Source organism: Pseudomonas sp. B8(2017) (genome assembly GCF_002113575.1).
Lineage (GTDB): Bacteria > Pseudomonadota > Gammaproteobacteria > Pseudomonadales > Pseudomonadaceae > Aquipseudomonas > Aquipseudomonas putida_Z.
Map to the genome: position 1 here is coordinate 126,040 of NZ_NEIO01000011.1, position 18,734 is coordinate 144,773.

Here is an 18,734-nt window from a genome sequence, read left to right on the forward strand (position 1 = left end):
GAATAGTGAAAAGGGCGCAGCCCTCAATGGCGCTGCAAGGCGCTCAGTCAGTTCGCCGAAAGATGATCGCAGAGCACGCTGCGGCAGCTGATCTGCTGCCGCGCTGCCAAGGGTGCCAAGGGTGCCAACAGTTGGCTCTGCACCAGGATCATGCTTGTCGAATCAGCTCGATTTCACGGTTGATGATTGAATGCTTGGCGGTTTGTTTTTCAACACGTGCACGTGCCGCAGCGGACATCTTACGGAACAGTTCCGGTGATTCGATCACCCGCGCGATACCGTCTGCCATCGCTTGGGCGTCATCGCCAGGTGCAAGAATCCCACATTCATCATCGACGAATTCAGGGATCGCTGTAACGGCGTTTGTCACGGCGACCAGACCGGAAGCCATCGCCTCATCACGGGAGACACCTTGTGCATCCATGCGTGTCGGGCAAAGGAACAGGCCGTACTGTTTGTGCAGTGCTGCAATCTCTTGATGCTTGAGGAAGCCGCGCTCAATTGTCACGTTGCTGAACTTGCGCAGCGGGGCGAGAGTGTCTTCAAACAATACGCCATCACCAATCATGCGGAATTCAAGGTCCTTGAAGTACGGTTTCTCTGCCAGCAGCTCGATCGCTTTGACACTCAGGTCGTTTGCGTACTTGGCGGATGCATAGGGGCGGATGGATAGCAGCTTCATACGCTGCGCTTCCGGCTTGGCCTGGTACGAGAACGTTTCCGTATCAATCGGGTTATGAATGATCTCGTAGCGATCTTCAGGAATGCGGAAGCCCACATCCTCCATTACTTCTTCAGCAAAGTAGCGAGACACGAAGACGAGTTTCAGGTTGGCTGGTATGTTGCTCAGCGTCTCGCGCCAGAACGCCATGCGTTTTTCGCTCTCGACTTTTGCCAGCGCCAACTGGTGTTCATCCGAGTAGTTGTACTCGCGTCGCCACCAAGGCTGTACCTCTGCGCCGTGCACCCACACCACTACCTTGACCAGGTGCGTGAAGCGCTTGAGCACCTCCCACATATCGGGATCCAGGAAGTGCACCAGCACGCTCTTGTACTGGCCACTTTCAAGCATCTTGGTGAGCGTAGTCTGGCACCCGGTTACCACATCCACGTTCTGGAACTCGTGATAGCTGACAGCCTCGTTCTTGCGCAGGCGGAAGATGTCGACGTTCAGGTTCTGCTCCTGATACGCCATCACTCGGCTATGCACAAAGCCGTTGCGATACAGGTCTTCATAGGCCGGGTAATGGTTGGTGACAACCAGATGTTGCGAACGGCCCAGCATCTCCGACGGCTGCAGGTTGCGGTGGCCGAGCACCAGCGCCTTGATCTCGGTGTTGCCGGAAGCATAGGCACGCAGGCCGAAGCGCACGAAGGCGGCTTCCGGCGGCACATCGGAAGTCTGGTTACGGTTGGCATGCTGCATCACGTGGCTGATCCGCTGCTTCTCGGCATCGAGGAACAGCACCACCAATTGCAGGTTCAGGCCAGGCGTGCAGTCGAGGTACAGTTTGAGCTTTCGGTCCTGGATATTCAGCTGGTCCAGGCTGACTTCATTCAGCGCATACACATACTCGTGCTTGCCATCTGCCAGCTTGGAGTTCACGCGCCAGCTATCGACATCGACGGCCAGGTCGAGGAACTTGTTGTGCTTGACTCCGAATATCTCGGCCAAGGCGCGGCCAGTGATTTCCGGTGAGTCGTGGCTGACTTTCAGAGGCGCGATGGCTTGGGCCCGCGCCTGCAGCTGGTCTATGGTCATGCCGAGGTTCAGGTCCAGGTCGTCAACCTTGGCGCTGATCTTGTCGTGCTGTGCCGCGCCATTCTCGCAATAGTTGAATGGGTCGATCGCCAGGCCTTGCTCGTGTGCGTACTCCAGCGATGGCAGGCCCTTCAACCAGTTAAGCAATGGCTGGCCGGCAATGATTTCGGTTGCGACCAACGAGCGCCGTGCGCGCAGCGATTGAGCTGGACGGTATGCCAGTTCATTCGACTGCAGCTTGGCATCTTGCCCTTGGCAGGTGAAGTGAGCAGCTTTACCAACCACCTGTGCACGGCTGTAGCGCGTTGCCAGTGCCAGGTCGAGCAGGTAGTTAGGGCCGTAGTAATCGCCCGGTACAAACGCGGCAACCCACGGGGTGTTGCCAACCAGCTCGCCAAGGCTGGATTTCTTCAGTTGGGCTGGTTTGAGTACCACGACACGAGGGTCATCACTCACGATGCTGCCCTGATAGGCATCGGTGATGATGACCATGCGTACCTGGCTGTAGGTCTGGCGGTTCAGGTGGGCGCGCAGCATGTCGAACTGCTGGCGATCCTGAGCTTCGCAGATGACTACGATTTCCGGCAGGCGCTGGGTCTTGACGGTGCCTGTCACCTTGGTGAGCACGTATTCCAGGCGCTGAGTGTAAGTGTGCTCTTGCATCACTTTACGCAGGGCGGCGAGCTTCAGCTTGTCACTGTTGAGCGGGTCTTCGGCCAGCAGCTCCAGGCGGCGCAGCATCTCTTCGCCATTGTCGGTAGTGACGACCAGGTCGCCGAACAACAGGCGCACACCGCGCGAGAAGTTGCTGACGGTGATGGTGTTGCAGCCCAGCAGCTCGAATACTCGACGTGCGAACATCGATTGCGACTGCTTGATCGAGTTCAGGTTGATCGCATACCGGTAGCCCTTGTAAGCCGTGTCGATTTTTTCGAAGGGCAGGGTGCCGACGATGTAGGGCTGGTATTCCTCGGGGAACTGATAGTTCGCATCGTTCTTGCCGAAGTTGCGGTCGAAGATTTCCAGCGGGCGGAACTTCGGCAGCTCGCAGACGAAATTGCCGAGGTCGCGGGTACGCTCCGGGTAACGGGCGTAGTAGGCGCCAGCGAAGCAGAAGGCGTCTTTGCGCTCATACAGCTCGATCGGGTTATGCAGCGCTGGCTGGCAGGCGAACGGCAGCAGGTAAACTCGATCGTGACCGAGCGCACCCTTGTAGCGGTGAATGCAGTCGATGTCGGTGGTGAACGCATGGTCGAACTGCTTGGCAGTGGTCAGGAAGGTCTCGAAGTGAACCGGGTCTTCCTTGTTCCAGAACACGGTTGGTACCTTGTTCTGACGGCACCAAGACAGAATGTCCTGAAGTTCCTGGCTGTTGTGGCCAACCTTGCTACCCCACAGTTCATCCTTGCCGCGCCAGGCAGATTCGATGAACAGCAGTTCTGGGCCGAAACCTTCCAGTTCTGCCTTCCAGTTGCTAGGAGTGAGCTGCATCAGGTTGCATTCGTAGCGGTACGAGCCAAAGGTAAACTCGTCCATTACGCACGCCACTTTCAGGCGGCTTACAGGTTGGTCGGCCTGGCGCAACAGCGTAGAGCGGCTCTGCGCGCTGGTATGCAGGGCCTCCGGCAGCTTCAGGTAGTTCTCATCCTGAACGATCGGTGCAGGAGGCAGCAGGGCCTTCATCGGTTCGTTGGCGATCCGCTTCTGTTCGCTCTGCTGGCGTTGCTGGTTGGCCTTGCGGTACAGGCGCAGTAGGCGCACGGGCAGTTTGACCAGCCCGCCCAAGGAGGTTGCGCTGTTCTTGATCTGGTAGCCCAGCTGGTAAGTCATGCTGGTGCGTGTCTTGACCAAACGCTGTTCGGCTAGATGGCGTTGTGTGTTGGCACGTTCCAGATTCGCATTGAGTTCGTCGATCTTGCGCTGCTGCGCGGCAGTGCGCTCTAGCAATTGATTGAGGTTGGCCTTCAGTTGCGGGATCTGTTCAGTGCTGACGGTGCGGTACTTCATGTTTGCCGCACCCAAGCCTGCTTTCGACGAGTTGAGCTCGTTTTCCAGCTGCATGCGCAGGCCTTGCCACTGTTCATTGGTGGCCGCAAGGCTTGCCTCCGCCGCCAGGCGGCTAGCAGTCTCAAGCGTCAACTGTTCGGCCAGCGCATCCTTGGCCTGATTCAGAGAGGCAATGGTTTCTGCCTGTTCTGTCTGGGTGTCTTGTGCTTGGGCATTGGCCTGCATCATTGCGTGCAGTTGCTCTTCCAGGCCATTGCGCAGGTCGACCAGTTTATTGATGGTGTTGGCCTGGGCAGCATGCTCACGCTCGTTGCGTGCCTGTGTTTCGCTCATCGCCTGCAACTGGCTTTCCAGTTCAGCTTGACGCGCTTTCAACAGGGCAATGGTTTCGGCCTGTGCAGCGTCGGCCCGTTGGGTTTGGGCCTGCAATTCGTTCATATACTCCAACTCGCTTTCAAGTTCGGCTTCCAATTCCGCTTGGCGCATGCGCAGCGTAGTGATGCATTCATCCTTCTCGGCAATATCCTGATCGCTCTCGTTTTGCAGTTGGCTCATTGCCTCCTTCTGTTTCTCCAGCGCGGTCTCCAAAGTCGCAAGGCGCTCGCGCAAGGTGGCAATGGTGTCTTCATGAGTAGCACTTGTCTGATCCGCCAGGGCCTGAGCCTCTGCCGATACTTGCCGCTGACTTTCCAGCGCGGCTTGCAGGGCTGCCTGCTGAGCGCGGAGGGCAGTGATGGTGTCTACATGGCCAGCATTGGTCTGCTCGGCCTTGGTCTGCAGTTCGGTTGCCGCCTGCCGCTGATTTTCCAGCCTGGCTTGCAAGGCGGCTTGCTGTGCACGAAGCACTGTGATGGTTTCTACATGACCATCGTTGATCTGCCGGGCTTGGACAAGCTGCTCTGACAACGCCTCTAGCTGAGCCTCCAGTTCGTCACGCTGTTTCTGAAGCCGGCTTTCCAGGTCATCGTGTTGAGCCTGCAGGGCGGCTATCTCTGCCGTCTCGTTTGCTGCCAGCGCTTCAGCAGCCACACGCTGCTGATCGGTGGCCAGCAATCGTTCTTCGATGCTGTGAAGGGATTGCTGCAGGGTTTCCAGCTCCTGGTTCCGCTGCTCCAGTTCGTCGTTGGCTACGGTCAGTTCCTGGCATGTCTGCGCCTGGGTTTCTTCAAGCGCCGCGAATCGCTGCTCCAACAGGGCATATTGCTGCGCAGTGGCGAGGCACTTTTCATTCGCCTCGCCCAACTTGGACTTGAGTGAATCAAGTTCTTCATTGAGCGCCCGGATGCTGCGCGCGCTGGCCTCAAGGGCTTCCCGGCTCGCTTGCTCGATAGAACTGATATGTGATTCGCGATCCTGCAGCTGACGCGAGAGGGCCTCGGCTTTCTGAGCTTCGGGCTTTAGCAGGGAAAGTTGTTCAGTGGTCAGCCGGTACTTTCTGTTGGCGTCATCCAGGCGCTCCTTGATTTCCTCAAGTTCTTGTACCCGCTTTGCCTTGGCGTCGAGCATTTCGCGGTTGGCCTGTTGCAGTGCCGCAATGTCGGCATCGCGGTTTTGCAACGTTCTGGATAGCGTTTCAGCCTTCTGGGCCTCGGGCTTGAGTTGAGCAATCTGTTCGTTGGCGGTGCGATACTTCTTGTTCGTGTCTTCCAGTCGCTTACCGATTGCGCCAAGGCTCTCGCGCAGGGCGCGCTCGATGGATTCGAAGGCCTTTTCAAGCTCACGGACGCGATCGATAGTCAGCGAGTCAATAACGCCAGGTTTATGCGCTTCGCTCTTCACGGCAACGATACCCAGCCACTTGCCGAGCATCTTCACATCGATGATCTGCAAGTGTTCGGCCAGCAACCGGAACGGTTCCATCAGGTAGAACGTGTGTTTGTGGTCAATAAAGTCATTAACCCCGAACGGCACGGTAATCACCAGTCGGCCACCCTGCTTGAGCAGGTCGTGGGCCTTTTCGATGAACAGCTCCGGGCGTACCAGGTGCTCGAGCACTTCGCTGATGACAACGGTGTCCGGTTCAACCTCGAGCGTGTCCAGCGCGAGGAAGTCTGAATTGATATACGTGACGTTCTGCTGGATGTGGGCCGGTTCGGCAGACAGGTAGCCCTTGGCCTCTTCGATGGCCTGCGGGCTGGTATCCACACCGGTGACCTGGCAGCCTTCACGTGCCAGCAGCAGGGGCACGATGCCCTGCGAGCAGCCGACATCCAGGATCCGGCGCCCTTTGACCTGGGCGCAGATCCAATGGATGCGGGACTGCGTTTCCCGCATGAATTGCTCCCCCAGCTTGCCGTAATAGGCTTCCATCACGCGGTCATGAATATCGGCCAATGGTGAAGGCAGCTCTGTGTTCACGGTAAGTTTCTCAAGCGTGGGGTTGTTCATGCGGTTGGGTCCATCAAGCCTGGGTAACGCCGGCGGCGTCGATCACGAATGCCGCGTCGCGCACGTTGAAGGTGCCGCGGAATTCGCGGTGCTTCACCAGCAGTACGTGGATGTCGGCGCTGTCCTGGGCAAAGTCGAAGTCCACATGCTCGTGGCGCGCCAGGCGCTGCGGCAGGGCTTCGATGTTCGGCTCGACCAGTTGCAGGGTGGCTTCCAGCTCGTTGCCCAGACGCTCGGCAATGCTCAGGGCAGGGCTTTCGCGCAGGTCGTCGATGTCGGCCTTGAAGGCCAGGCCGTAGCAGGCAATTTTCACTTGCTGGGCCGACTTGCCCGGGTTCTTGATCAGGAAGTTGGCCAGGGCCATCTTGACCTTGTCGATCACCCACTCAGGCTTGCTGTCGTTGACCACGCGGGCGGTGCGGATCAGGCGCGCCTGCTCTGGGGTCTGGCTGACGATGAACCATGGGTCGACGGCAATGCAGTGGCCGCCCACGCCTGGGCCTGGCTGCAGAATGTTGACGCGCGGGTGGTGGTTGGCCAGGCGAATCAGCTCCCACACGTCGATGTCCAGCTTGTCGCAGATGATCGACAGTTCGTTGGCGAAGGCAATGTTCACGTCGCGGAAGCTGTTTTCGGTCAGCTTGCACATTTCTGCGGTGCGGGCGTTGGTGACGATGCACTCGCCTTCAACGAAGGTGCGGTACAGGCGTACGGCAGCTTCAGAGCACTTCCTGGTCATGCCGCCGATGATGCGGTCGTTTTCCACCAGCTCGCGCAACACGTGACCTGGCAGCACGCGCTCAGGGCAGTGGGCAACGCGGATGTCGGAGTCTTCACCGTGGGTTTGCGGGAAGCTCAGGTCCGGGCGGGCCTGGGCCAGCCAGAAGGCCATCTGCTCGGTGGCGCCGACAGGGGAGGTGGATTCCAGGATGACCAGGTCACCCTTTTTCAGCACGGGCGCGATGGCCTTGCTGGCGGACTCGATGTAGCTCAGGTCCGGCTGGTGGTCATCCATGAACGGGGTTGGCACGGCGATCAGGAAGGCGTCGGCAGCTTCCGGAACGGTGGAGGCGCGCAGGAAGCCCTCGGTCACGGCAGCGTGTACCACCATGTCCAGCTCAGGCTCGACGATGTGGATTTCACCACGATTGATGGTGTCGACTGCGTGCTGGTTTACATCGATACCGATCACGTGCTTCTTGCGGGCGGCGAAAACGGCGGCGGTTGGCAGGCCGATATAGCCCAGGCCTACGACGGAAATCTTGTTGAAGCTCATGCTACTTCCTTGGAACGGGAGAAGTTGGAAAGTGCGTCGAGGATTCGCGCGCACGCTTTTCCATCGCCGTAGGGGTTGTGGGCGAAGCTCATTTCGCGATAGGTCGCATCGTCGGTCAGCAGTTTCGCCAGGTTTTCGGTGATCGATTCGACGTCGGTGCCCACCAGCTTGACGGTACCGGCAGCCACGGCTTCCGGGCGCTCGGTGGTGTCACGCATGACCAGTACCGGCTTGCCCAGGGCTGGGGCTTCTTCCTGGATACCGCCGGAGTCGGTCAGGATCAGGTAGGAACGGGTCATCAGGTAGACGAACGGCAGGTAGTCCAGCGGCTCGATCAGGTGAATGTTGTTGACGTCGGCCAGCAGGCGGTTGACCGGTTCGCGCACGTTCGGGTTGAGGTGTACCGGGTAGACGATGTCCACATCAGGGAATTGACGCGCGGTTTGCACCAGGGCCTGGCAGATGCGCTCGAAGCCGCCACCAAAGTTTTCGCGGCGATGGCCGGTGACCAGCACCATGCGGCGCTCAGGGTTCAGGAAGCTGAACTGGTTTTCGAACTGGCTTTTCAGCTCGGGGCTTTCCAGCTTGCGGACCACTTCCAGCAGCGCGTCGATCACGGTGTTGCCGGTGGTGTAGATGGTCGCGGCGTCCGTACCTTCACGCAGCAGGTTGTCCTGAGAGGTGGAGGTGGGCGCGAAGTGCAGGGCGGCCAGTGCCCCGGTCAGGCGGCGGTTGCCTTCTTCCGGCCATGGCGAATACAGGTTGCCGGTGCGCAGGCCGGCTTCCACGTGGGCAATCGGAATCTGCTGGTAGTAGGCGGCTAGGCTGGTGGCCAGGGTTGTTGCGGTGTCGCCGTGCACCAGTACCACGTCGGGCTTGAACTCGGCCAGCACAGGCTTCAGACCCTGCAGGATGGCAGTGGTCACATCGGTCAGATCCTGGCCGGGTTTCATGATGTTCAAGTCGTAGTCGGGTGTGATCTCGAACAGCTCCAATACCTGGTCGAGCATCTGGCGGTGCTGGCCAGTTACGCAGACACGCGACTCAAAACGGTCGTCCTGGGCAAGGTTGAGGGCCAGGGGGGCCATTTTGATGGCCTCTGGGCGGGTGCCAAATACGGTGAGGGTCTTGAGGGACACGGCGACGGTCTTCTGTGTATTGATGTAAAGGCGATTGGATCTGGTGTTACGGGGTGCAGATCACAGGTATTACGCAAATCGGCCGGGGGGAGTGGCCTAGGGGGCTCCACACACGCAAGCGCGAACGGGAGGCTTTGAAGGTGGTGAAGAAAAATTCATGTGGCTCGGATCCTTCAAGCATAGCGGTTGTCCAATGACCGCAAATTTATCATTTCGTCATCAAGATGACATCCCGTATGGCACGTTTTTTTCCCCTGATCGTCCGAATTTGCCTCTATCTATCGGATGATTGGATCCTATTTTTGAAAGTTGCATCAAGAAAAACGATTGTTTGATGTTATTCAGGCATCATGCCAATAAAGTCAATACAACCGAGGCATACGACGAATGGGATGGGGCCTTGTCCGGCAAGGCTTGTGGGAAAAACAACAGCTTTTGGTCTGAATGAAACCTAGGTTAAACGGGAATTTACCTAGCGGCGATTTGCTATCGCCTTTGTTTCATGAACTTATCCTGAAATATGGCGTAACGCCATTGCTTTTGGGTGGGCGAAGTTGCTTTTTTTAATGTCGGATTCGGTAACGATTAACCGGGTCAAGAGCCTTTTTGCAAAATGGCAGAGCCGCTAGGGTTGATTACGCAGCCGAAGGAAAACGGCTGCTGGAAAATTACCAACCCAAGGAGTGTTCACCATGCGTAACAACGTTCTGTCGTACCTGTTGCTGCCGCTGTTCGCCAGCCTGTCCTTTTCCCTAAGCGCCGCCCCGGCCAGCACCACGGCGGTACCCGAGCCGGTCCCGGTGGTAACCCAGCAGCAGGCCCAGCAGCCGCAGCGGCTGGACCTGAACACCGCTGACGCGCTTACTCTGCAGAAGGAGCTGAACGGGATAGGAAAGGCCAAGGCTGAGGCCATCGTGGCCTACCGGGAGGCCAATGGGCCGTTTGCTTCAGTGGATGAGCTGCTGGAGATCAAGGGGATTGGTAATGCATTGCTGGAGCGCAACCGGGATAAGGTGATGGTGGAATAAGGGGGAGGGGGCTGGGGTTTGTGTCCTGGCCCTGACTTTTATGAAGTAGACGGTCTAATTGGCTGGTTGACGCGATCCCTTTAGGAGCGGCCTTGCGTCGCGAGAGGGCTGCAAAGCAGCCCCAGCTATTCTTGCAGTGTCGCTGAAACCCGGGGGCCGCTTTGCGGCCCTTTCGTGATGCAAGGCCGCTCCTACATGGACCGTAACAGCCGGTCAGATCGTGGCAGCGCCAGCGACCGGGGGCGCTAGCGGTCCTGCGCATCCTTGGCATCCGCTTCGGCATTGCGCTCATGCACCTTGCGCAGCTGTTCTTCGGTCAGTGGCAGTTTCTTTGCCGTGTCGCGCAGCAGCATCAGCCCGCCGACGATCGAGCCGAGCGCTATGATGAGTATCAGCCAGGCATACCAGGGCATTTTCGTTCTCCTTTGCTGGTGATGGGCAGCGCTTGTACAAATGTTGAGCAATTGCCCGTTCCGTTGGTTCAATTATAGGAGCCAGCCACTGTCGGGCCAATTCCGTGACCCGCGGGCCCCAAAGCCTGTGCCACTTCGTTTACAATGCGCGCCGTTTTCGACTTGCCAAGAGACCCTGCCCATGTCCGCCTGCCAGACGCCCCTGATCGTCGCCCTGGATTTCCCTACTCGTGAGGCCGCCCTGAAGCTGGCTGACCAGCTTGACCCTGCGCTGTGCCGGGTGAAGGTTGGCAAGGAGCTGTTCACCAGCAGTGCTTCGGGCATTGTCGAAACCCTGTGCGACAAGGGCTTCGAAGTGTTCCTGGACCTCAAGTTCCACGACATCCCCAACACCACCGCGATGGCGGTGAAGGCTGCCGCCGAGATGGGTGTATGGATGGTGAACGTGCATTGCTCCGGTGGCCTGCGCATGATGGCGGCCTGCCGTGAAGAGCTGGCCAAGCGCAGCGGCCCGCAGCCGTTGCTGATTGGTGTGACCGTGCTGACCAGCATGGAGCGTGAAGACCTGGCCGGCATCGGCCTGAATGTCGACCCGCAAGAGCAGGTGCTGCGCCTGGCGGCGCTGGCCGAGAAGGCTGGCATGGACGGTTTGGTGTGCTCGGCGCTGGAAGCCCCGGCGCTGAAGGCGGCGCACCCGTCGCTGCAATTGGTGACCCCAGGCATTCGCCCGGCGGGCAGTGCGCAGGATGACCAGCGCCGTATCCTCACCCCGCGCCAGGCACTGGATGCGGGTTCGGATTACTTGGTGATCGGCCGGCCTATCAGCCAGGCTGCCGATCCGGCGCAGGCGTTGGCTGCGGTGGTGGCGGAGATTCGTGGGTAAGTAGCCCGCGTTGTAGAGAAAGGCCAGCATGAGAGTGCTGGCCTTTTTTGTTTGGTACATGGCACCGCCTTTGGCGGTGATCGCCGGCAAGCCGGCTCCCACAGAAGAGCGCAGCCTCACAGGTAGAGCTGGACCTGTGGGAGCGGGTGAGTCAGCTTTTGGATTTTGGGTTGTTCCCTCAAAGCCTGTCAGTGCAGCTTGTTCTTGGCCAGTTCGATGTCGTTCATCAGGGCCTTGGCCATGGCCAGCAGGTAATCGGCGGAGCCCAGCAGTTTGTGGTCATCTTCCATGTCGCCTTCGCGCACAAGGTGCTTGATGTAGCCCAGCAGGACTGAAACGTGCTCGTAGACATCATCGATCGGTATGCCGGGTTGTACGCGGAGCAGGTCCAGGGTGGGGTTGCCGGCTTCCAGGAAGGTTTCCAGGCCTGCGGTGAGGATGGGGGAGGGGGTGTTCTTTTTCATGGTAGTAGCTCCTGACAAGTGGAACTGCCACGCGGATCTTTCTCACGGACCTGGGCGGCAGTCGTACACGGGGTGAGAAACCGAGGGAGCTTCAAAGCTCGGCCAGACCGAGGTCTGCCCGCGTACGACTGCCATGACAGGCAAGCCAGCTAACTCGCAACAGGTTCTCACACCCGGTCACCAACATGGCGACCCGGTGAAGTTATCCCTGAGGGATTTCCCCGACAATTCAGCTGCTTCCGACCGCTGCGTAGGATAGTTCGCTTGTTGCTTCAAGCTGAAGCGGTGAGAGCAAGGTTCAGGAAAGTCTGACGCGCTGCGAACGCGGTGCTGCAGTTATCGCCGGGGCCGCTGTGCGGCTTAATCGCCGGCAAGCCAGCTCCCACAGGTACAGCGTCGGGCTCAAGGGTGGCGCTATACCTGTGGGAGCTGGCTTGCCGGCGATGAGGCCAGTGTTGGCTACCTCAATCTCAAACCTTGAGCACCAACTTGCCAAAATTCTCCCCACTGAACAGCTTCAGCAAGGTCTCGGGAAAGGTCTCCAGCCCTTCCACCACATCTTCCTTGCTCTTCACCTGCCCGCTGGCCAGCCACCCGGCAATCTCCAGCGCGGCCTTGCCGTAATCCTTGGCGTAATCCATGACCACGAAGCCTTCCATGCGCGCTCGGTTCACCAGCAGCGACAGGTAGTTGGCCGGGCCTTTTACCGCTTCCTTGTTGTTGTACTGGCTGATCGCGCCGCAAATCACGATACGTGCCTTGAAGTTGATGCGGGTCAGCACGGCGTCGAGGATGTCGCCGCCGACGTTGTCGAAGTACACGTCCACGCCTTTGGGGCATTCGCGCTTCAGGCCGGCCAGCACGTCTTCGGCCTTGTAGTCGATCACCCCGTCAAAGCCCAGTTCGTCCTTCAGGTACTGGCACTTCTCGGCGCCGCCGGCAATGCCGATCACGCGGCAGCCTTTGATCTTGGCAATTTGCCCGACAATGCTGCCCACCGCGCCGGCCGCGCCGGAAATGACCACGGTGTCACCGGCCTTGGGCTGGCCGACGTCCAGCAGGGCGAAGTAGGCGGTCATGCCGGTCATGCCCAGCGCCGACAGATAGCGCGGCAGGGGCGCCAGGCTGGGGTCGATCTTGTGCAGGCCCTGGGGTTCGCCAGTGAAGTAGTCCTGCACGCCAAGGGCGCCGCTTACATGGTCGCCCGGCTTGTAGGCGGGGTGGTTGGAGGCAACAACCTCGCCAACGCCCAGCGCGCGCATCACCTGGCCCAGGGCCACGGGCGGGATGTAGGACTTGCCTTCGTTCATCCAGCCGCGCATGGCCGGGTCCAGCGACAGGTACAGGTTGCGCACCAGCACCTGGCCTTCGCCGGGTTGTTCGGCGGGCACGGTCTCGAAGCTGAAGTCGTCACGGCGCACGGCGCCGACCGGGCGTTTGGCGAGCAGGAAGCGGCGGTTGGTGTTGGTCATGGCGGGTCCTTGTGGGCAGTGGAAGGGGGAGGCGTCAAATCTACCCTGTTGATGTAGGCAGGTCCTTAACATCACTGACAAGCATGGTAGCCCAACCGGTGGGGTGATGATGCTGCCCGGGCGGCTGGTGGCTGACTATGCTCTGAACCCCACCAAGCACGCTTTGGAGCACGCGATGAGCATGACCTTTTCCGGCCAGGTAGCCCTGGTCACCGGCGGTGCCGCCGGCATCGGCCGGGCAACTGCCCTGGCTTTCGCCCGGGAGGGCCTGAAGGTGGTGGTGGCCGACCTCGACCCGGCCGGTGGCGAGGCAACTGTGGCCCTGATCCACGCTGCGGGCGGGGAGGCGCTGTTCATTGCCTGCGACGTTACCCGTGACGCCGAGGTGCGCCAACTGCACGAGCGCCTGATCGCCGCCTACGGCCGGCTGGACTATGCCTACAACAACGCAGGTATCGAGATAGAGCAGGGCCGCCTGGCCGAGGGCAGCGAGGCGGAGTTCGATGCCATCATGGGCGTCAACGTGAAGGGTGTGTGGCTGTGCATGAAGTACCAGCTGCCGTTGCTGTTGGCCCAGGGCGGTGGGGCCATCGTCAATACCGCTTCGGTGGCGGGCTTGGGCGCGGCGCCGAAGATGAGCATCTACAGCGCCTCCAAGCACGCGGTGATCGGCCTGACCAAGTCGGCGGCCATCGAGTACGCCAAGAAGGGCATCCGGGTGAATGCGGTGTGCCCGGCGGTGATCGACACCGACATGTTCCGCCGTGCCTATGAGGCCGACCCACGCAAGGCCGAGTTTGCCGCTGCCATGCATCCGGTGGGGCGCATTGGCAAGGTCGAGGAAATTGCCAGTGCCGTGCTGTACCTGTGCAGTGATGGCGCGGCGTTCACTACTGGGCATTGCCTGGCGGTGGATGGTGGGGCTACGGCGATCTGAGCCGAAACCGCGTGGCCTTCTTCGCGGGCTTGCCCGCTCCCACAGGTACCCCGCTGCCCTCAGGTCCTGTGATGTCCCTGTGGGAGCGGGTTTACCCGCGAAGAGGCCCTGGCAGACCACCACAATGCCAGCCCTACAACCACACACCCCACCATCAACACCCCACCAAATACCAGCAACGCCAATCGTGATCCCAGCCGGTCGCTCAACAACCCGGTAAAGATCACCGGCAGGCTGAACCCCAGGTACGCCAGCAGGAAGAATCCGGCACTGGCCCGTGTCTTCTCGCTGCCGGCCAGCTCGTTCACCGCCGCCAGCCCGCCCAGGTAGGTAAACCCGTAGCACGCACTACTGGCCGCCACCGCACCCAGCAATACCGCGCCCAGCTGGCCGCTGTCCGCACCCCAGGCCAGCACGGCATAGCTGCACGGCAATATCACCAGCCCCAGCAACGTGGCCGTACGGCTGCTGAGGCGCCGTGCCATGGGCTGGAACAACAACCCGCAGCTGATCACGCAAAAGGTCGAGAACCCCGACCAGGCGCTAAGCCCATGCTGGCGCAGGATGCCCGGCAGCAGGGCGATCACCAGCCCCACGCAGGCCCACGCCAGCAAAATGGCCAGGCCATAGGTCACGCTGCCACGGGGGTAGCAGGGCAGGCGCAGCATGGGGTTGCGTGCTGCCGGGCGTGGGTCCGGCAGGCGCCACACCAGCAGCATGGCCAGCGCCGCCAGCAGCAGTTGCAGGTGGAAGCTGCCTGGGGTCAGGCTGGGGCCGCGCAGCAGGAACAGGCTGGTCAGCGCCGCGCCCAGGCCAAAGCCCAGCGAGGTGCTGGCGGTAACCCAATTGGCGGCGCGGGTGTTGTCTGCGCCGCCCATCAGTTCACCCATGTAGGCGGTGGCCGTGGCCGAGGCGAGACCGGTGCCCAGGCCGAGGAACAGTCGCGCCAGGCCCAGGGTTTGCAGGCTGGGGGCCAGCAGCATCAGCACGGTGGCGACCATCGACAAGGCCAGTGCGGCGAGCACCAATGGCCGGCGCCCAACCCGGTCGGCCAGCCCGCCCAGGGCCAGCAGCACGGGTAGTACGCCGAGCACATAGCCGGAAAAGGCCACCGCGGTGGCGGCGGCGCCTTGGCCGGAGAGATCGGCGTAGGTGATGTACAGCGGGGCCTGCAGGTTGACGGCCAGGGTGATCAGGCAGAGGGCGAAGGCCAGGCGGGCCGGGGCGGAGGGCATGGGTAGGGATCCTGGTTCTGTAGTGGCTGTACCGGCCCTTTCGCGGGTGAACCCGCTCCCACAGGTACTGCACCGCTCTCGGGTTGGGTGCGATCTCTGTGGGAGCGGGTTCACCCGCGAAAGGGCCGGGCCTGCCCACTCTGATGCCAGCCCATTCCCATCACCAGACACACCGCCAACCCTTTTATGCTTAACTGTTCGCTCAAAACCAGCGAACACTTGCCCCATGCACTTGCCCCTCGACCGCACCAGCACCACCCCGCTGGTACAGCAACTCACCGACCACCTGCAAACCTGGATCGACCAGCAACGCCTGCGCCCCGGCGCGCGCCTGCCGTCGATCCGGGCCTTGGCCCGCAGCCAGGCGGTCAGTGCGTCGTGTGTGATCGAAGCCTACGACCGCCTGGTCGCCAGCGGCTGGCTGGAGGCTCGCCACGGCACTGGCTTTTTCGTCGCCGAGCGCAAACCCGGCCTGGCCGTGGAAGACGCCCAACCCTGGGGCGAGGCCGGCGACGGCAGCTGGCGGCAGTTTCGCGAGGGCCATGACGAGTTGCTCAAGCTGGGCTGCGGCTGGTTGCCCAGCAGTTGGCGCGCCGCCACCGAACTGGCCCAGGCAGTGCGCCAGGTCAGCCGCGGCAACCCACAGGACCTGTTCGACTATTGCCCACCTTTGGGCCTGGCCAGCCTTCGCCAGCAGTTGCACAAGCGCCTGGCGCAGCTGGGCATCGCCGCCGGCCCCGAACGTATCCTCACTACCCACGGCGCCAGCCACGGCCTCGACCTGCTGGTGCGCACCCTGCTGCGCCCGGGCGACACGGTGCTGGTGGAAAACCCCGGCTACTACAACCTGTACAACCTGCTGCGCCAGCACCAAGTGCACATGCTGCCGGTGCCGCGCACCGCCGAAGGCCCGGACCTGGCCACCCTCGAAGCCCTGCTGGCGGCGCACAAGCCGCGCTGCCTGTTCATCAACAGCCTGTACCAGAACCCCACCGGCACCAGCCTGACGCCCAAGGTGGCGTATCGCCTGCTGGAGCTGGCCCGCGAGCACGACTTGCGCATCATCGAGGACGATATCTACGCCGACTTCCAGGAAGGCCCGGCCACCCGCCTGGCCACCCTCGACAGCGAACAGCGGGTAATCTACATGGCCAGTTTCTCGAAAACCCTCAGCAGCTCGCTGCGGGTCGGCTACCTGGTCGCCGACCCCGCGTTGCTGGCGCGCCTGGCCGAGTTGAAGATGGTCAGCGGCATCGGCACCTCGCGCTTTGCCGAGCAGGTGGTGGGGCAGATGCTGGCCAACGGCAGCTACCGCAAGAGCGTGCAGCGGCTGCGTGTGCGCCTGGGGCAGCACATGGCCAGGCTGCTCGGCCAGCTGGAGCAGGCGGGCTGGCAGGTGTTCTGCGAGCCCTACGGCGGCATGTTCGTCTGGGCCTGCGTGCCGGGCCGGGATTTCGCCAGCCTGGAGCGCCTGGCGCTGGAACACGATGTGCTGCTCACCCCCGGCAGCGCCTTCGATTACCAGGGCACGGCCAGCACCTGGCTGCGCATCAATGTCGCCTACGGGCAGGACTCTCGCGCCCAGGCCTTCCTTCAGCACGCAGGGCGACCTCTGCCAAGCTGATAGCGACATGCTCATAGCTATTTGACACTATTCTGACGTCAGGCCCTTGTTCATCGGCTGGCAACGTTGCCACCCTTGGCCTTCGGGATAACCTCGCACGCAGAAGGGGAATCGGCATGGGCGCGAGCAAGCACGGTGTGCTGGCCAACCTGGGCATGGCCCGCAAACTCGGCCTGGGCTTTGCCCTGGTGCTGGTGCTGACCCTGGCGGTGGCGGCCATTGGCATTGCCGCGCTGCACAGCGTTGGCCAGCGCTTCGACAGCTTGCGCCAACTGGCTCAGTTCAATACCGACCTGCTGCGCTTGCGCCAGCACGAGCAGGCCTTTGCCCTGCGCTCCGACCTGCAGCAGGCCGAGGCCTTGCGCAGTGGCCTGCAGGGCCTGGCCGAACGCGCCCGTGGCCTGCCGGCGCTGGCGGCGGCGGAAACCGACCTGGCCGCCTACGGCCAGGCATTCGAGGCCTTTGTCGAAGCGGTGCAGGCCAAGGAGCTGGCGCTGGACATGGCCAGCTGGTCGGTGTCCAGCGTGGCCAACAACCTCGATGTGCTGCAGGCCGGCCTGGCTGACGATGGCGTGTATACCCTCAAGCAGTCCCAGGGCCAGCAGGGCGGCGCGTTCCTCGAGCAGGCCGGGCAGGTGGCACAGGTGTCGCGGCTGATGCTGCAGGCCATGGACGAAGCGCGGGTACGCCTGGAAAAAAGCCGCAAGGGCGAAGAGGGCGTCAGCCAGGAACGCATCGCCCAGACTGTCGAGGCCGCCAGCCTGGTCAGCCAGTTGCAGGGCGCCGTCAGCGATGCCGGCTACCAGAGTGTGCTGGGCGAAGTGGCGGGGCACATCGGCAGCTTCTCGGAAAAGCTCAACGAATACACTGATCAACTGGCCCGAGAGCAGGGCTTGAAGGCGCAGTTGCAGGCCAGTGCCGAACAAGTCACCAGCCGGGTCGACCAGGCCTACCTGGGGCAGGAGCAGGCCCTGCAGGGCGAACTGCAACGCAATGCCGTGGCCATCGGCCTGGCTACGGCATTGGCGCTTCTGGTAGGTGTGCTGGCCGCCTGGCTGATCACCCGCGCCGTGGTCGGCCCGCTCAAGCATGTGATTGCCCGCGCCCAGCGCATTGCTGCCGGCGAGCTGAGCTTTGATGCCCAGGCACCACGGCGTGACGAAGTAGGGCAGCTGATGCAGGCCATGCAGCAGATGGCGGCGGGCCTGTCGGGCATTGTCAGCGGTTTGCAGCAGGGCATCGAGCAACTGGCCGGCAATGCGCAGGCGCTATCGGCGGTGACCGAGCAGACCAACCGCGAGGTGGGCAGCCAGAAGGAAGAGACCGAGCAGGTGGCCACCGCCATGCAACAGATGACCGCCACGGTGCACGATGTGGCGCGTAATGCCGAAGAGGCGGCGCAGGCAGCCCAGGCTGCGGACGAGAAGGTTGATTCCGGGCAGCAGGTGGTGCGCCAGAGCATGCAGCGCATCGAGCAACTGGCGTCGGCGGCGGAGACGGCCAGCGCCGGCATCGACAGCCTCAGTGCCGAGATCCACACCATTGGCGACGTGCTGGAAGTGATCAAGAGCGTGGCCGAGCAGACCAACCTGCTGGCGCTGAATGCTGCTATCGAAGCCGCCCGGGCGGGTGAGCAGGGCCGTGGTTTTGCCGTGGTCGCTGATGAGGTGCGTGCGCTGGCGCGGCGTACCCGGCAGTCTACCGAGCAGATCGAGACCCTGGTCGCCAGCCTGCGTGGCAATGCCCAGCAGTCGGTGGCGCAGATTCGCGGCAGTACCGAGCTGGTGCGTTTGGCGGTGGCCGATGCGCTGCAAACCGAAAGCGCGCTGGGCAGTATCGCGGCGGCGGTGTCATTGATCCAGCAGATGAACCAGCAGATTGCCGCGGCGGCCGAGCAGCAGAGTTCGGTGGCGGAAGAGATCAGCCGCAGCGTCACGCAGATCCGTGGTAGTGCCGATCAGGCGGCGTTGGCAATGCAGGACAATGCCCGGTCGAGTATCGAGCTGGCGCAGTTGGGTACCGACCTGAAGGGGATGGTGGGGCATTTCAGGTTGTGATCTGGGTCCGGGGCTTGTGTTGCCTGTACCGGCCTCTTCGCGGGCACGC

General features: G+C 61.7%; 12 protein-coding genes and 1 pseudogene. 6 read left to right on the top strand and 7 right to left on the bottom strand.

What is annotated here, in order from left to right; translation table 11 throughout:
• Positions 1–148: 148 nt before the first annotated feature.
• Genes CAG22_RS17080 through wecB form a run of 3 tightly spaced genes read right to left on the bottom strand, consistent with a single transcriptional unit; the run spans position 149 to position 8,572 of the window.
• Complete coding sequence (locus CAG22_RS17080) at positions 149–6,157, bottom strand: glycosyltransferase (RefSeq protein WP_085705839.1); 6,009 nt, start codon at positions 6,155–6,157, stop codon at positions 149–151.
• A gap of 13 nt (positions 6,158–6,170) precedes the next feature.
• On the bottom strand, positions 6,171–7,433 hold the full coding sequence (wecC, locus tag CAG22_RS17085) for a UDP-N-acetyl-D-mannosamine dehydrogenase (RefSeq protein ID WP_085590040.1): 1,263 nt from the start codon (positions 7,431–7,433) through the stop codon (positions 6,171–6,173).
• Complete coding sequence (wecB, locus tag CAG22_RS17090) at positions 7,430–8,572, bottom strand: non-hydrolyzing UDP-N-acetylglucosamine 2-epimerase (protein ID WP_085617718.1); 1,143 nt, start codon at positions 8,570–8,572, stop codon at positions 7,430–7,432. The genes wecC and wecB overlap by 4 nt, the downstream gene beginning before the upstream one ends.
• Before the next feature lie 692 nt (positions 8,573–9,264).
• On the opposite strand from wecB, the gene CAG22_RS17095 reads away from it, so the two are divergent.
• The gene (locus CAG22_RS17095; protein WP_085705840.1) at positions 9,265–9,600 is read left to right on the top strand and encodes a ComEA family DNA-binding protein; all 336 of its coding nucleotides are present in this window, start codon (positions 9,265–9,267) and stop codon (positions 9,598–9,600) included.
• Between the two features lie 245 nt (positions 9,601–9,845).
• On the opposite strand, the gene CAG22_RS17100 is transcribed toward CAG22_RS17095, so the two are convergent.
• A complete protein-coding gene (locus CAG22_RS17100; RefSeq protein ID WP_010952850.1) occupies positions 9,846–10,013 on the bottom strand; it encodes a DUF2897 family protein in 168 nt (55 codons plus the stop codon).
• Between the two features lie 181 nt (positions 10,014–10,194).
• On the opposite strand from CAG22_RS17100, the gene pyrF reads away from it, so the two are divergent.
• On the top strand, positions 10,195–10,896 hold the full coding sequence (pyrF, locus tag CAG22_RS17105; RefSeq protein ID WP_085705841.1) for an orotidine-5'-phosphate decarboxylase: 702 nt from the start codon (positions 10,195–10,197) through the stop codon (positions 10,894–10,896).
• A gap of 188 nt (positions 10,897–11,084) precedes the next feature.
• On the opposite strand, the gene CAG22_RS17110 is transcribed toward pyrF, so the two are convergent.
• Together CAG22_RS17110 and CAG22_RS17115 are read right to left on the bottom strand one after the other, a co-directional pair.
• Positions 11,085–11,360, bottom strand: a complete 276-nt coding sequence (locus tag CAG22_RS17110) for a DUF3077 domain-containing protein (RefSeq protein WP_085705842.1) — start codon at positions 11,358–11,360, stop codon at positions 11,085–11,087.
• A gap of 470 nt (positions 11,361–11,830) precedes the next feature.
• Complete coding sequence (locus tag CAG22_RS17115; RefSeq protein WP_085705843.1) at positions 11,831–12,832, bottom strand: NADP-dependent oxidoreductase; 1,002 nt, start codon at positions 12,830–12,832, stop codon at positions 11,831–11,833.
• A gap of 175 nt (positions 12,833–13,007) precedes the next feature.
• On the opposite strand from CAG22_RS17115, the gene CAG22_RS17120 reads away from it, so the two are divergent.
• On the top strand, positions 13,008–13,769 hold the full coding sequence (locus CAG22_RS17120; RefSeq protein WP_025338144.1) for an SDR family oxidoreductase: 762 nt from the start codon (positions 13,008–13,010) through the stop codon (positions 13,767–13,769).
• 59 nt (positions 13,770–13,828) lie between these two features.
• Here the strand turns inward: CAG22_RS17120 and CAG22_RS17125 are convergent, their stop codons facing one another.
• Entirely contained in the window at positions 13,829–15,004 is a 1,176-nt protein-coding gene (locus CAG22_RS17125) for an MFS transporter (protein WP_085705844.1), read from the bottom strand.
• A 226-nt stretch (positions 15,005–15,230) separates the two neighbouring features.
• On the opposite strand from CAG22_RS17125, the gene CAG22_RS17130 reads away from it, so the two are divergent.
• The 3 genes and pseudogenes from CAG22_RS17130 (at position 15,231) to CAG22_RS29010 (ending at position 18,685) form a co-directional block, all read left to right on the top strand.
• The gene (locus CAG22_RS17130; RefSeq protein WP_085590048.1) at positions 15,231–16,628 is read left to right on the top strand and encodes a PLP-dependent aminotransferase family protein; all 1,398 of its coding nucleotides are present in this window, start codon (positions 15,231–15,233) and stop codon (positions 16,626–16,628) included.
• Positions 16,629–17,296: 668 nt separating this feature from the next.
• Positions 17,297–17,824: pseudogene (locus tag CAG22_RS29005) on the top strand (HAMP domain-containing protein); the annotation flags it as partial.
• On the top strand, positions 17,822–18,685 hold the full coding sequence (locus CAG22_RS29010) for a methyl-accepting chemotaxis protein (RefSeq protein ID WP_371858040.1): 864 nt from the start codon (positions 17,822–17,824) through the stop codon (positions 18,683–18,685). The pseudogene CAG22_RS29005 and the gene CAG22_RS29010, both read left to right, overlap by 3 nt.
• Positions 18,686–18,734 lie beyond the last annotated feature (49 nt).

Excerpts from the sequence above, each read along its gene's own strand:
- CAG22_RS17080 (WP_085705839.1), bottom strand. The coding sequence starts at position 6,157 with ATGAACAACCCCACGCTTGAGAAACTTACCGTGAACACAGAGCTGCCT.
- wecC (WP_085590040.1), bottom strand. The coding sequence starts at position 7,433 with ATGAGCTTCAACAAGATTTCCGTCGTAGGCCTGGGCTATATCGGCCTG.
- CAG22_RS17095 (WP_085705840.1), top strand. The coding sequence starts at position 9,265 with ATGCGTAACAACGTTCTGTCGTACCTGTTGCTGCCGCTGTTCGCCAGC.
- CAG22_RS17100 (WP_010952850.1), bottom strand. The coding sequence starts at position 10,013 with ATGCCCTGGTATGCCTGGCTGATACTCATCATAGCGCTCGGCTCGATC.
- pyrF (WP_085705841.1), top strand. The coding sequence starts at position 10,195 with ATGTCCGCCTGCCAGACGCCCCTGATCGTCGCCCTGGATTTCCCTACT.
- CAG22_RS17110 (WP_085705842.1), bottom strand. The coding sequence starts at position 11,360 with ATGAAAAAGAACACCCCCTCCCCCATCCTCACCGCAGGCCTGGAAACC.
- CAG22_RS17115 (WP_085705843.1), bottom strand. The coding sequence starts at position 12,832 with ATGACCAACACCAACCGCCGCTTCCTGCTCGCCAAACGCCCGGTCGGC.
- CAG22_RS17120 (WP_025338144.1), top strand. The coding sequence starts at position 13,008 with ATGAGCATGACCTTTTCCGGCCAGGTAGCCCTGGTCACCGGCGGTGCC.
- CAG22_RS17125 (WP_085705844.1), bottom strand. The coding sequence starts at position 15,004 with ATGCCCTCCGCCCCGGCCCGCCTGGCCTTCGCCCTCTGCCTGATCACC.
- CAG22_RS17130 (WP_085590048.1), top strand. The coding sequence starts at position 15,231 with ATGCACTTGCCCCTCGACCGCACCAGCACCACCCCGCTGGTACAGCAA.
- CAG22_RS29010 (WP_371858040.1), top strand. The coding sequence starts at position 17,822 with ATGGCGGCGGGCCTGTCGGGCATTGTCAGCGGTTTGCAGCAGGGCATC.